General features: G+C 71.8%; 14 protein-coding genes. 8 read left to right on the top strand and 6 right to left on the bottom strand.

Features of this window, described 5'->3' with window-relative positions; all coding sequences use genetic code 11:
- Positions 1-201 precede the first annotated feature (201 nt).
- From BEP24_RS14265 to rbsD, 7 genes are all read left to right on the top strand, one after another.
- The gene (locus BEP24_RS14265) at positions 202-912 is read left to right on the top strand and encodes an MgtC/SapB family protein (RefSeq protein ID WP_065964523.1); all 711 of its coding nucleotides are present in this window, start codon (positions 202-204) and stop codon (positions 910-912) included.
- Positions 913-1,154: 242 nt separating this feature from the next.
- A complete protein-coding gene (locus BEP24_RS14260) occupies positions 1,155-2,210 on the top strand; it encodes a LacI family DNA-binding transcriptional regulator (protein ID WP_065964521.1) in 1,056 nt (351 codons plus the stop codon).
- A gap of 1 nt (position 2,211) precedes the next feature.
- The gene (locus BEP24_RS14255) at positions 2,212-3,732 is read left to right on the top strand and encodes a sugar ABC transporter ATP-binding protein (RefSeq protein WP_065964518.1); all 1,521 of its coding nucleotides are present in this window, start codon (positions 2,212-2,214) and stop codon (positions 3,730-3,732) included.
- Positions 3,733-3,800: 68 nt separating this feature from the next.
- Complete coding sequence (locus tag BEP24_RS17190) at positions 3,801-4,778, top strand: ABC transporter permease (RefSeq protein WP_065964516.1); 978 nt, start codon at positions 3,801-3,803, stop codon at positions 4,776-4,778.
- Positions 4,779-4,841: 63 nt separating this feature from the next.
- Positions 4,842-5,789 (top strand): substrate-binding domain-containing protein, encoded by a 948-nt coding sequence (locus tag BEP24_RS17185; protein WP_065964514.1) that lies wholly within the window; start codon positions 4,842-4,844, stop codon positions 5,787-5,789.
- On the top strand, positions 5,786-6,757 hold the full coding sequence (locus tag BEP24_RS14240) for a PfkB family carbohydrate kinase (protein WP_065964513.1): 972 nt from the start codon (positions 5,786-5,788) through the stop codon (positions 6,755-6,757). Before BEP24_RS17185 ends, BEP24_RS14240 begins: the two co-directional genes overlap by 4 nt.
- The gene (gene rbsD / locus BEP24_RS14235; RefSeq protein WP_065964511.1) at positions 6,754-7,137 is read left to right on the top strand and encodes a D-ribose pyranase; all 384 of its coding nucleotides are present in this window, start codon (positions 6,754-6,756) and stop codon (positions 7,135-7,137) included. Before BEP24_RS14240 ends, rbsD begins: the two co-directional genes overlap by 4 nt.
- A gap of 876 nt (positions 7,138-8,013) precedes the next feature.
- Here the strand turns inward: rbsD and BEP24_RS14225 are convergent.
- The 3 genes from BEP24_RS14225 to BEP24_RS14215 all read right to left on the bottom strand — a co-directional run bounded on the left by BEP24_RS14225 (position 8,014) and on the right by BEP24_RS14215 (position 9,843).
- Positions 8,014-8,625, bottom strand: a complete 612-nt coding sequence (locus tag BEP24_RS14225) for a GrpB family protein (protein ID WP_171898830.1) — start codon at positions 8,623-8,625, stop codon at positions 8,014-8,016.
- Between the two features lie 370 nt (positions 8,626-8,995).
- Positions 8,996-9,211, bottom strand: a complete 216-nt coding sequence (locus BEP24_RS14220; RefSeq protein WP_065964506.1) for a hypothetical protein — start codon at positions 9,209-9,211, stop codon at positions 8,996-8,998.
- Positions 9,212-9,435: 224 nt separating this feature from the next.
- A complete protein-coding gene (locus BEP24_RS14215) occupies positions 9,436-9,843 on the bottom strand; it encodes an NUDIX domain-containing protein (RefSeq protein WP_253181707.1) in 408 nt (135 codons plus the stop codon).
- Positions 9,844-9,991: 148 nt separating this feature from the next.
- On the opposite strand from BEP24_RS14215, the gene BEP24_RS14210 reads away from it, so the two are divergent.
- Positions 9,992-10,492, top strand: a complete 501-nt coding sequence (locus BEP24_RS14210; protein ID WP_065964504.1) for an RES domain-containing protein — start codon at positions 9,992-9,994, stop codon at positions 10,490-10,492.
- Between the two features lie 124 nt (positions 10,493-10,616).
- On the opposite strand, the gene BEP24_RS14205 is transcribed toward BEP24_RS14210, so the two are convergent.
- From BEP24_RS14205 to BEP24_RS17715, 3 genes are all read right to left on the bottom strand, one after another.
- On the bottom strand, positions 10,617-11,792 hold the full coding sequence (locus BEP24_RS14205; RefSeq protein ID WP_065964502.1) for a flagellar hook protein FlgE: 1,176 nt from the start codon (positions 11,790-11,792) through the stop codon (positions 10,617-10,619).
- Positions 11,793-11,899: 107 nt separating this feature from the next.
- Positions 11,900-12,331: a flagellar hook capping FlgD N-terminal domain-containing protein gene (locus BEP24_RS14200; RefSeq protein ID WP_065964501.1), complete on the bottom strand. Its 432-nt coding sequence runs from the start codon at positions 12,329-12,331 to the stop codon at positions 11,900-11,902.
- A gap of 8 nt (positions 12,332-12,339) precedes the next feature.
- On the bottom strand, positions 12,340-13,045 hold a 706-nt coding region (locus BEP24_RS17715; protein WP_171898829.1), incomplete at its 5' end, for a flagellar hook-length control protein FliK.

Genomic DNA, 13,045 nt, shown 5'->3' with positions numbered 1-13,045 from the left:
GCGTAGGGGCGGTCCGGTGGGGTCCGGTCCGGTCCGGTCCGGTGGGGTCCGGTCCGGTCCGGTCCGGTCCGGTCCGGTGCGAGGTCCTACAGGGACCGGCCGCGGGCCGCGGGCTCGCAGTAGCCTCCACCGGAACCGTGCTCTCGCTCGGTCCGGTGGCCGTCCGCTCCGCGATGGAGCATCCCGAGGAAGGACCGTGTCGTGACCGCCGACCTCTCGAGCCCGTTCGCCGGTCAGGGCTGGACCCAGATCGGTGAGCTCCTGCTCGCGTTCGTGCTCGCCTCGTCCATCGGGCTGGAACGGCAGCTGCGATCGAAGAGTGCCGGGCTCCGCACGCAGGCGATCGTCGGGACGGCTGCGGCGCTGATGATCCTCGTGAGCAAGTACGGCTTCTCGGACGTCCTCGGTGACCACGTCGTCCTCGACCCCTCACGGGTCGCGGCACAGATCGTCTCCGGGGTCGGGTTCCTCGGTGCCGGGCTCATCCTCACCCGTCGTGGCGCCGTCCGCGGCCTGACGACCGCCGCCGCGGTCTGGGAGACGGCCGCCATCGGGATGGCAGCCGGTGCCGGCCTGTGGGTGCTCGCCCTCACGGTCACCGCGCTGCACTTCGTCATCGTGTTCGGGTACACCGCGGTCCTCCGGCGGCTGGACCGACGCGCACGAGGATCCGTCGGTGTCGAGGTCACCTACCGCGCACGACGCGGCGTGCTGACCCAGATCCTGACGCAGGTCACGGCAGCCGGGTGGAGCGTGACCGCGCTGACCCAACTCGAGCGTGCGGAGTCGGACCTGACCGGTGTCCGGCTCGAACTGACCGGGAGCACCGACGTCGGGGCCCTGTTCGGTCCGATCGGGGACCTCCCCGACGTGGTGGCACTGACGCCGGGCGCTGCCGACGACCTCGAGTAGCTGGGACACCGTCCGCAACGTTCCGTGGATGGAGCAGTCGACGTCGAGTGCGAGGGCGCGACCCGACGGTTGCTGCTCCATCGACGGCCCGGGAGTAGGGGCTGGCGGGCAGCCGCGCGACCGCCGCGCACGCGGATCGTGGTCGGCCGATCCGGTGCTTGACAATCTGGCCGGCATGCCTCATTGTCATGGAATCGATTCCATGGAATCGATTCCACCGAAGCCCGACGGAGTGCTCGACGATGAACAACGTCACCATCAAGGACGTGGCCGCCCGTGCCGGCGTGTCCCCGGCGACCGCGTCCCGGGTGATGTCCGGCAACGCTGCGACGTCCCAGGAGTCCCGCGACGCCGTCGAGCGGGCAGCCCGCGAGCTGGACTTCCGCCCCAACCTGCAGGCCCGCGCACTGCGCTCGACCCGCTCGGACACGATCGGCCTGCTGGTGTCGGACGTCCGGAACCCGTTCTTCGCCGACCTCGCGCACACTGTCGAGCAGGCCGCCCTCGCCGCCGGGTACGTCACGCTCCTCGGCAACGCGAACGAGCGCGCCGACCAGCAGAACCGGTACCTCGACACGCTGATCGCGCGCCGGGTCGACGGCGTGATCGTCGCGCCGCAGGGCAACGACACCGGGACGGTGCAGCAGCTCGTCGACCGGCAGATCCCGACCGTCTTCGTCGACCGCGTCATCCCGGGCATCCGGGTGCCGAGCGTCACCACCGACAGCCGCACCGGCATCCGTCAGACGGTCGCGCACCTCGCCGCACTCGGTCACACCCGCGTCGGGTACATCGCCGGTCCGCAGAGCGTCAGCACCGGTCGCGAGCGCTTCGACGCCTGGCAGGACGCCGTCGCCGACAGCACGCTGAGCCGTGACCCGGACCTCGTCGTCTTCGGTGACTTCCAGGCGGCGTCCGGCTCGGCCGGGGTGACGACGCTCCTCGGTCTCGACGAACCGCCGACCGCCATCTTCGCCGCGGACAGCCTGATGGCCGTCGGTGCGATCGCCATCCTCAACAAGCTCGGACTCCGGGTCGGGGTCGACATCGCCCTCGTGGCGTTCGACGACATCGAGTGGTTCTCGCTGCTGGAGCCGGCCCTGTCCGTCGTCGCGCACAGCGTCGAGGACATGGGCCACACGGCGGTCGACCTCCTGCGCGACGTGATCGACGGCGGGACGCCCGACTCGGTCCGCCTGCCGAGCGAGCTGATCGTCCGTTCCTCCTCCGCCACCCCCATCCGTCCCGACGGCCGGGCCGCATCGTCGCGCCCCGTCGCACCGTTCCCGGAGCAGTGACATGACCGACTCCCCCCTCCTGACCCTCGAGCGCGTCAGCAAGTCCTTCGGCCCCGTCCGGGTGATCAGCGACGTCTCGATCGACGTCCACGCCGGTCGCGTCCAGGTCCTGCTCGGCGAGAACGGCGCCGGCAAGTCGACGCTGATCAAGATGATGTCCGGCATCCACCAGCCGGACGGCGGCCGCATCCTGGTCGACGGCGTCGAGGTCGCGCTGCCGTCCGTCACCGCCGCCGAACGGCTCGGTATCGCGACCATCCACCAGGAGCTCAACCTGGTCGGGTCCCTCAGTGTGGCGGAGAACGTCATGATGGGCCGGATCCCGAAGCGCTTCGGGATGGTCGACCGCAGGGAACTCCGGAAGCGCGCGGCCGCGGCGGTCGCGGTCATCGGACTCGACGTCGACGTCGACACCCCGGTCGGCGAGCTCGGCATCGCCCGCCAGCAGCTCGTCGAGATCGCCAAGGCGTTGAGCATCGACGCGCGCATCCTCATCCTCGACGAACCGACGGCGGCCCTGACCCGTCACGAGACGGAGCAGCTGTTCCGCGTCGTCGCCGACCTGCGCGCCCGTGGCGTCGGGATGCTCTTCATCAGCCACCACCTCGAGGAGATCGCCGAGATCGGCGACACCGTCGCGGTCCTGCGCGACGGACACTTCGTCGCCGAGGTCCCGGCGTCGACCCCCGAGGACGAGCTCGTCACGCTCATGGTCGGCCGCAGCATCGAGGAGCAGTACCCGACGGGCGCGGCGGTCGTCGACCGCGACGACGTCGTCCTGCGCGTCGAGGGCCTCACCGCCGCCGGCCGGTTCAGCGACGTCTCCTTCGAGCTGCACGCCGGCGAGATCGTCGGCGTCGCAGGGCTCGTCGGCGCCGGGCGCACCGAGGTCGTTCGCGCGGTGGCCGGGGTCGACACGTACGACAGCGGCGAAGTGCACCTGCGCGGGCGGAAGCTGCCGAAGCACGACATCGCCGCGGCCATCCGCGCCGGGCTCGGCCACGTCCCGGAGGACCGGAAGGGCCAGGGCCTCGTCCTCGGCGCGTCGGTGAACGACAACCTCGGCTACGCGACCCTCCGGTCGACCGCCCGCGGTGGACTCGTGGACTTCGCCGGGCAGAAGCGGCGCGCCCAGGAGGTCGCCGACAAGCTGCGGATCCGCATGCACGACATCGAACAGCCGATCGGGTCGCTGTCGGGCGGGAACCAGCAGAAGGCCGTGTTCGGTCGCTGGATCCTCGCGGGATCGAGTGTGCTGCTCCTCGACGAACCGACACGCGGCGTCGACGTCGGCGCGAAGGTCGAGATCTACGAGCTCGTCAACGCGATCACCGCGGCAGGCGGCGCGGTGCTCATGGTGTCGAGCGAACTCCCCGAGGTCCTCGGCATGAGCGACCGGATCCTGGTCATGCGGGACGGCCGCATCGCCGGTGAACTCGCCGGCGCCGACGCGACCGAGGACGCCGTCATGACCCTCGCGGCCCGGGACCTGTCCGACGCGACGTCCCCCGACGCCGCCTGACACCCTCCGTGCCGAGCACGCACCCCGTCCCCCGCGTACAGCGCAGTACCGAGCAAGGAAGCACCCGCATGTCATCGACCACCCTGCAGCCCGCACCGCGTCCGCGTCTGGCGCCGCTCACCAGGTTCCTCGCGAACAACGGGGCGCTCGTGGGCCTCGTCGTCCTCTGCATCGCGCTCTTCATCGCGACGCCCGACTTCCTCACCACCCGGAACCTGCTCAACATCGGCGTCCAGGTGTCGACGGTGGCCGTCCTCGCCTTCGGTGTCACCTTCGTGATCGTCGCCGGCGGGATCGACCTGTCCGTCGGCTCGGTCGCGGCGCTGTCCGCGATGGTGTCCGGCTGGTTCTTCGCGAGCGCCGGCCTGCCCGGGTGGCTGGCCCTGGTCGGCGGTCTGGTCGCAGGTCTGGCGACCGGCGTCGTCAACGGCCTCGCCAGCGCGTACGGCAAGCTCCCGTCGTTCATCGCGACGCTCGCCATGCTCAGCGTCGCCCGTGGGCTCACGCTGGTGATCTCCGACGGCAACCCGATCCCGACCTCGCCCGAGGTGACCTTCCTCGGCAGCGACATCGGGTGGCTCCCCGTGCCGATCATCGTCCTGGTCGTCGCGGCCCTCGTGGCGTCGTTCGTCCTCAACCGCACGGTCATCGGCCGCAGCATGTACGCCGTCGGCGGCAACGCCGAGGCCGCACGCCTGTCCGGACTCCCCGTCAAGCGCATCGTGGTCGTCGTCTTCGCCCTGTCCGGGTTGTTCGCGGCGCTCGCGGGTCTGCTGCTGGCCGGCCGCCTCGACTCCGCACAGCCCCAGGCCGCGAGCGGGTACGAGCTCGACGCGATCGCCTCGGTCGTGATCGGCGGTGCGTCGCTCGCGGGCGGTGTCGGTCGCATCTCCGGCACCTTCGTCGGTGCGCTCGTGCTCGTCGTCATCCGCAACGGCCTCAACCTGCTCAACGTCAGCTCGTTCTGGCAGCAGGTGGTCATCGGCGTCGTCATCGCCCTGGCCGTCGGGGTCGACGTCCTCCGCCGCAAGACGCGCAGCAGCTGACCCTCCCGCTCGTCCTCCTCCCTTCCTCCATCCCCTCCGCACCACTCGAACAAGGACACAACGATGAAGTTCTCCTCCTTCCAGAAGATCGCCACGGTCGGCGTCGTCGCCGGGCTCGTCGTGCTCGGCACCGCCGGCTGCAACCGTACGAGCGGCGGTGCCGCCGGCGGCGCGTCCGGCGACAAGGTCACGCTCGCACTCTCGACCCTCAACAACCCGTTCTTCGTCGAGGTCCGCAACGGTGCGCAGGCCGAGGCGAAGAAGCTCGGTGTGCAGCTCGACGTCGTCGACGCGCAGAACGACTCCGCGCAGCAGGCGAACCAGCTGCAGACCGCCTCGGCCGGCAGCACGAAGGCCGTCATCGTCAACCCGGTCGACTCGGACGCCGTCGGCTCGAGCGTGAAGGCGCTCAACAAGGCGGACATCCCGGTCGTGGCCGTCGACCGCACCGTCAACGGCGCGGACGTCGACTCCTTCATCGCCAGCGACAACGTCGCCGGCGGGGAGCAGGCGGCGGAGGACCTGGCGAAGGCGATCGGCGAGAAGGGCACGATCCTCGTGCTGCAGGGCCAGGCCGGCACCTCGGCCAGCCGCGACCGCGGCGAGGGCTTCGCCGAGGGGCTCAAGAAGTTCCCGAACATCACGGTCGTCGGATCGCAGACCGCCAACTTCGACCGTGCGACGGCGCTCGACGTCACCACCAACCTGCTGCAGGCCCACCCCGACGTGAACGGCATCTTCGCCGAGAACGACGAGATGGCCCTCGGCGCGATCAAGGCGCTCGGCTCCAAGGCGGGCTCCTCGGTGAAGGTCGTCGGCTTCGACGGCGAAGCGGACGGCATCGAGGCGATCGAGAACGGCACCCTGGCCGCCACCGTCGCCCAGCAGCCGGCGAAGCTCGGCGCCCTCGCCGTCGAGCAGGCCGTGGACGCGATCAAGGGCAAGGCGAAGAAGACCGTCCAGGTCCCCGTCGTCACGGTGACCAAGAGCAACGTCGCCGACTTCAAGTGAGCAGCGCCCCCGGCACGGTCGTCGTCGTCGGCTCCGTGAACGTCGACCAGGTCGTCACCGTCACACGGCACCCGCGCCCGGGCGAGACGCTCATCGGGACCGGTGTCGAGCAGCTGCCGGGCGGGAAGGGCGCCAACCAGGCGGTGGCCGCGGCCCGGCGAGGGGCGACGACCGCGATCGTGGGGAGTGTCGGACGTGACGCGGCCGCGGACGTCGCCACGAGCCTCCTGGCCGGCAGTGGCGTCGACCTGACGCACCTGCGCGCGGTGGACGCCCCCACCGGCTTCGCGGCCGTGACCGTCGGCGCCGACGGGGAGAACACGATCGTCGTCGTGCCGGGCGCCAACCTGGCGACCGGCGCGGCGGCGGTCGCCGCCGCCGCACCGGTCGTCGCGGGCGCGAGCGTGGTCGTCCTGCAAGGTGAGATCCCCGCGGACGGCATCACCGCGGCGGCAGCGGCCGCCACGGGGCGGGTGGTGCTGAACCTCGCCCCGGTCGTCCCGGTCCCCCGCGACGTCGTGCTCGCAGCGGACCCGCTCGTCGTGAACGAACACGAGGCGGCACTCGTCCTCGCGCAGCTCGACGGGGACGATCCCGGCCAGGCGCAGATGGGTGCCGCCGAGACCGACCTGGTCCGGTCCTTGCTCGCCCACGGGGTGCGGTCCGTCGTCGTCACCCTCGGAGCTCGCGGAGCGCTGGTCGGCGGCGCGCACGGTGCCGGCGACGACCTGCTCACCGTCCCGTCGCCCCGCGTGCACGCGGTCGACTCGTCGGGCGCCGGCGACGCGTTCGTGGGTGCGCTCGCGGCGAGCCTGGCGGCGGGCACCACGCTCGCCGCAGCGGTCCACCACGCCGTCCGCGTCGGCGCGTACGCCGTGCAGCGCGTGGGGACGCAACCGTCGTACCCGACCCTCGACGACACCCTGCCCGGGGCCGTCGCAACCGATCCGACCCGGGGGACCACATGAAGAAGTCCGGCATCCTCAACGCCGAGCTCAACGCCGCGCTGAGCAGGCTCGGTCACGGTGACCTGGTCGTCGTCGCCGACTGCGGCCTGCCCGTGCCACGAGGGGTCCCCGTCGTCGACCTCGCCGTCGTGCACGGGGTGCCGGGCTTCCGCGACGTCGTCGACGCGCTCCTCGGTGACGCCGTCTTCGAGAGCTGCACCGCGGCGGTCGAGAGCGTCGGCACCGTTGCCGGAGACTGGATCAGCGACCGGTTCCCGGGGCACGCGACCGTGCCGCACGCCGAGCTCAAGGCGCGGTGCGCGGATGCGCGTGTGTTCGTCCGGACCGGCGAGGCGACGTCCTACGCCAACGTGCTCCTGACCTGCGGCGTCCCGTTCTGACACCGGCGCGACGACGGCCGCGGTCGGGTCGACGGCGTCCCGCCGCTCTGTCGGTCGCGCCAGGTCCGTGACCGATCGTGTCGCCGCGCCGCGCTGGCTGGTCCCAGCGCGGGGACCAGCCGGTCCCTTCCGTCCGTCGGGTGGTCACCGGACGGACGGGAGGCTCCTCCCGCGGCCCCGCCACTCCGCTCTCGGTCCTCGCGGGCCGCCCCTGACGCCAGGGTTGGCAACTGCTGCCTCCGCATCGGCCGGGAGACGGTCGTGCTGACGGTCGCTCCGCCTGCCGGCGTGATCGCGCTCGTGCCCTCGGTTCTTCCTGTGGAGCTCCAGTCCGAGCCGTCGGCGGACCCAGTACTGCTGCGATCGCCCGCCGGGCACGAGGAGACCGCCGTCCTCGGCTCCGCGAGCGCCTCTGCTGGATCGCCGACGAGCCTCACCGTCTGCGGCGCAGTCCCGTTCGTGTCGAGCGGAGGACTGGGGCTGTGGACCGGACGCCGTGACGGCCCCCGAGTGCGCCGCCGCTCCGCCTCTCGGAGCTTCGACCGCTCGCGCTGGAGACGCCACGCTGCATCCCGGGCCCAGTCACGGGCGGTCGCTTCCGTCACGTCGTCCAGCGCGGCGTACGCGTTGAGGAGGTCACGCTGCGCCAGAGCGCCGCTCCGTCGCACCCCGGTGGCCGCGAACGAGCGGAAGGACGATCCGGTGGCGGCGAGCATCGAGGTGTTCCCGGTCCGCCGGCCGTCCGACAGGAAGAACCAGTCGTCCCACTTCTCGACTCGGAAGCGCGTGTCCTCGTCCAGCGGGATCCGGCATGTGCAGAGCCAGCTCCGCACGAGGACCGAGCCCGGGCCGCGGACACCGGTCGAACCGAGCCGCTCACGGCCGCGGATGAGGATCGTGGGCATGGTTCGGATCGGCGGTGAACGCGCGCTCGTAGATGTCGTAGACGACTGCGGCCTTCGCGTCGTTGTACCGCACCGCTCCGCTCGCGCGCACTGCGCTCGCCTTCGCCTCGGCGTAGGTCGCTCGGTCCTCGGGGTGGGCCCGCAACCACTCCACGAACAGCCGGTGCCGTCGGGGCTCCACTGCGTCCGGCTGCCACACGTGCAGGTTGGTGTTGGGTTCGCCGAGGGTGAGCTCGCGGTGCGGATCTCCCGCGATGGCGTCGCGGAAGACCAGACGGAACCCGACCGCTTCGAGCTTCGGCAACCAGGCTTGCTCGTCGAGCACGTCAGGCACGAGCAGGTCGACGTCGATGACGGGCTTGGCCACCATCCCCGGCACGGCGGTGGAGCCGACGTGCAGGACGGTGCGGTCCGACCCGAGTGCGCTCGCGACGAGGTCGCGCACACGGGCGAACGATGCTTCCCACCGTCGGTCGTAGGCCTGCGGCGGACCGGGTTCGGTCTGTCGGAACGCCACGCGCTGGGACTGACGGGCGGCGTTGCTTCCGATGGCGATCGGGCGCCAGAGGGGATGTGTGGCCACCGTCACATCATGTCTCCTCGACCGGTCTCAGGAACCGATCGTCGATCGGGCAGCGTCGTCAGGACGAGCTCCGTCCCCCTCGGCGCGGCCCAGGAGAACACCGGCGCGACCTGCCCGGCCTCGACGAGCGACACGACACAGACCACCAGTGCCACAGCGGCCAGTGCGATGGAGACACGTGCCCACGGGCGCGAGACCGCTCGAGCAACAATGAGGAGATCGAAGCGACGGACGGCCGTCGATCGTCTCGTTCCGTCCGCGGATCTGCTGACGGCGCGGCAGCGGTGTTCGCGCTGAGGCCCCCTGAGCTGAGGCGCCCACGTGTCGGGAGCCGATCGACTGCCTGAACGACCGGTGCCCCGCCGCGCGGTCAGTAGCCCCGGCGGTGGAGCGCTCGGAAGACGAACACCCAGGCGATCAGGAGCAACAGCCCGACGGTGCCGACCCACCGCTCGGCTGTCCCGCCGTCGAACACCGCCCAGAAGCAGACCAGGGCCGACAGGCCGGTCCCGACAGCGATGGGGATGCGCCAGACCGTCGTCCAGGTCCTCGTGGCGGGTCGGTCCGACTCATCCGGGTTGGTCATGACGCGAGCGTACGGGTCTGTCACGGCATCCCGACAGCGGATCCGCTCCGGAGATGGGCCGGCGTTCATCCGAAGAGGACGACGCCTTGGAAGAGCCCGCCCACGAACGACACGCTGCCAGCAGCACCCAATGCGGACGGTCTCGGGTCCGAGGCATCGCAGCGGCGGATGGTCGCTGACCGACCGCGTCCAGCACGAGGCCTGACCGTCCGGTCATCGGTCGGTCATCGGAACGGCTCCGAGGTCGGCTCGACCGTGTCCAGCACGATGCGCACCGCCTGTCTCGCTGCGTCGGGAACGAGCCCCTCCTCGTCGAGTGACGTTGCCGCGACCCAGCTCGGCTCGTACTCGTTGCGCGCCGAAGCTCGGCGCAGTTCGGGTCCGCCGAGCGACACCGCCGTGGACGTCACCCGTACCGCGAAGTACACGGCAGGTGTCTGCTGGTCGACGGGGACGTCGAGCAGATCGCCCACGTCGCCGTCGAGCCCGGTCTCCTCGAGGAGCTCACGTCGGCACGCCTCGCGCAGGTCCTCACCCGCTTCGACGCCGCCGCCCGGCAGCACGCAGTAGCTCCGGCCGTCCCTGCGCCGTTTCACCACGAGCACCCGCTCGTCGAGCGTGACGACTGCCACCGACCGGATACGCACGACGACAGTGCACCATGCGCGGCCGCGATCCGCGAGACGCCTCGACGGCAGATCGGCTCCGGCGACAGCGCGTCGAGCAAGGATCTCGGACCAGACGTGCACCGGAACGCTCGAGGAGTGGCATGCTACGGCTGTGACGAACGGCGAACAGCTCTTCGCGCCGGAGGTGCGCGGCACGTTCTACCGGGCCGTCGACCCGCGCTTCCGCCGGTCCGCGATCGCCGGCTCCCGCGCGGCGGGACGGTACTCGCGGGCGGACCAGCCGACGCTGTACCTCAGCTCGTCCGTCGAGGGCGTGGAGGCAGCGCTGATGGCCCATCCCGGAACGCGGTCGGCCGACCCGGTGGTCCTCGATGTCGACGTCGTGGCCTCCCGGATCATCGACCTCCGCGATCCGCCCACCCGTGCGGCAGCCGGCGTCGACCTCGCCGACGCGACCGCGCCGTGGCAGCAGGTCGTCGCCGAAGGTCGCGTCCCGACGTCTTGGCTCGTGCGCGATCGCCTGACCGAGCTCGGCGCGGACGGCCTGATCGACCCGTCGCGCAAGCACCCCGGGCTCTGGCACCTGGTGTTGTTCCGGTGGAACGAGGACGACGCGCCCAGGGTCCACGTCCGAGGTGCAGCGGCGGACTGACGGCCCCGTCGGTCCCGGCGAGATCTGCGGACGACGGCGACGGCGCCGCCAGCCGATCGGGCACCGGGGCGAGCAGCTGCCCAGGACGCACGCACCGCGCGCGGCCGGGGCGTCCGGCCACGCGCTAGCGCTTCAGGTTCGTCAGCTCCTGCAGCACCTCGTCCGAGGTGGTGATGATGCGCGCGTTCGCCTGGAACCCGCGCTGCGCCACGATCAGGTTCGTGAACTCCTGCGACAGGTCGACGTTCGACATCTCGAGCGTGCCCGAGGCGAGCTGTCCGACGCCGGGCTCCCCCGGTGCGCCGACGGTGGCCTGGCCGGAGTTCGCGGTCGCCCGGTAGCCCGAGGCTCCGGTCTTCTCGAGCCCGGCGGGGTTCGCGAACGTGGCGAGGGCGATGCGGCCGATCGCGAGCGAGGCGCCGTTCGAGAACGTGCCGACGAGCGTGCCGTCCTTCGCGATCGAGTAGCCCTGCAGCGCGCCGGCGGCGGCACCGTTCTGCGACGAGATCGAGGACGTGTCGAGCGCCGCGAAGCCGGTGAGCTGGGTCAGGTCGACCGCGATGCCGCCGACCTGCATCGAGCCGCCGCTGGTGAGCTTGCCGTTGCCGTCGAAGGCGATCGCGCCCTGGACAGCGGTACCGCCGTCGACCTGGCCGCTGACGTTCCAGCCGGCGTCCGAGCGTGCGAAGGTGAGCTTCAGGACGTGCTTCTGGCCCGCCGCGTCGTACACGGTCGACTCGCGGACACGCTGCCCGTTGAGTGCGGTCTCCGACGGCAGGTTGCCGGTCATCGCGGCGGTCGTGGTGCTGACGGCGGGGGCGGCGGCTTCGAGCGGGAGACGGATGTCGCCGAGCTGCCCGCCCTGGTTGACGACGCCGTTGGTCGCGGGGTAGCCCTGCACGATCTTGCCGTCGGCGCTCACGAGCCGTCCCTCGGCGTCGAAGTCGAACGCACCCGCACGCGAGTAGACGGTGTCGCCGCCGAGGCGGGTCACGAAGAAGCCGTCGCCCGAGATCATCAGGTCGGTGGCCTTCCCGGTCGCCTGTGCCGAGCCCTGCGCGAAGTTCGTGGACACACCGGCGACCTGCACGCCGAGGCCGATCTGGGCGGGGTTCGTGCCGCCGATGCCGGTCTGCGGTCCGCCGGCGCCCTGGGTCATCTGCGACAGGGTGTCCTGGAAGACGGTGGACGACGACTTGAAGCCGACGGTGTTGACGTTGGCGATGTTGTTGCCGGTGACGTCGAGCATCTGCTGGTGCGAGCGGAGGCCGGAGATCCCGGAGTAGAGCGAGCGGAGCATGGTGCGACCTTTCAGAGGAAAGAGCGAGGGAAGAACGAGGAACGAGCGAGGAAGAGCAGGGGACGAAGCAGAGAAGGGACGAACCAGCGCCGAGCGGCGCGGACCCGTCAGGCGCCCCGGATACCGGAGATCACGTCGAGGTCGACCTCCTTCCCACCCACGGTGACGGTCGGCACGCTCGCCGCGTAGGACACCGCGGTCGCTGTCCCGGTCACGGCCGTACCCGACGCGGCGTCGGTGTAGGTGACCTGCTTGCCGACGAGGTTCGCCGCGGCCATCCGCATCTGCAACGAGAAGCCCTCGTTCGCGGTGGTGGTCTGGTTGGTGATCTGCTCCATCATCGCGAGCTGTGTCTGCTGGCTGATCATCTGGTTCGTGTCCATCGGCGAGGACGGGTCCTGGTTCCGCAGCTGCGTGACGAGCAGCTTCATGAACACCTCGGAGTCCATCGTCTGGGACTTCTTCGTCGCGCTGTTCGCGGTCAGGGCCGCGGCCTGCGCGGCCTGGTCGACAGTGCCGGTGATGCCGTCGATGGGCATGGTGCCTCCTAGGCGAGGACGTCGAGTCCGACGCTGCGGACGGTGGACGGACGGGTGGTGACCGGCGTGGCGGCGGCGGGGCGCGCCTCCAGGCCGGTGTCGGGCCGGGCCGCGCCCGGCGCGGGCCGGTCGTCGCGGGAGCCGGGGTGGTTCTGCGAGGACAGGTCGAGGGTCGTCGCGACCCCCGCGCCGGCGTCGCGGCGCAGGTCCGGTAGGACCTGGCGGACCGCCTCGCGGCCCGCGTCCGAGGCGGCGAACAGCTCGACGTGCATGCCGTGCGCGGTGACGAGCGCGCGGACCGTCACCGGTCCGAGCGCGTCGGGCTGCACCTGCACGGTGACGACGTGCTCGCCGTGACCGGCGTGCGCGAGCGTGAAGAGCGGGCGGACGAGCTGCTGGGCGAGCGGCGCGGGTGCCGCTGCCGGCGCGGGTGCTGCCGGAGCGGCCGGCGCGGCGGCCGTCGTGGCGGGGACGACGAACGGCGTCTCGCCGCCGCGCGGGGCGGCGACGGCCGGGAGGCCCGGATCACCCTGGCCGGACGAGCGCGCGTCCGTCCCGTGGCCGGCCCGTTGGTCGGCGGTGCCGCCCGCGGGGAGGGTCGCGACGATCGGCGCGGCCGGCCCGACCGCGGTGGTCGCGGCCGTCGTGGTCGCGGCCGTCGTGGTGCCGGCCGTCGTGGTGCCGGCCGTCGGGCTCGGGACGGTCGTCGGCGCG

Origin of the sequence: Curtobacterium sp. UCD-KPL2560, from assembly GCF_001705035.1 — a bacterium.
In the GTDB taxonomy this organism is placed as follows: Bacteria; Actinomycetota; Actinomycetes; order Actinomycetales; family Microbacteriaceae; genus Curtobacterium.
The sequence above is the reverse complement of the archived record's forward strand: the minus strand, read 5'-3'. Positions and strand labels throughout refer to the sequence as shown.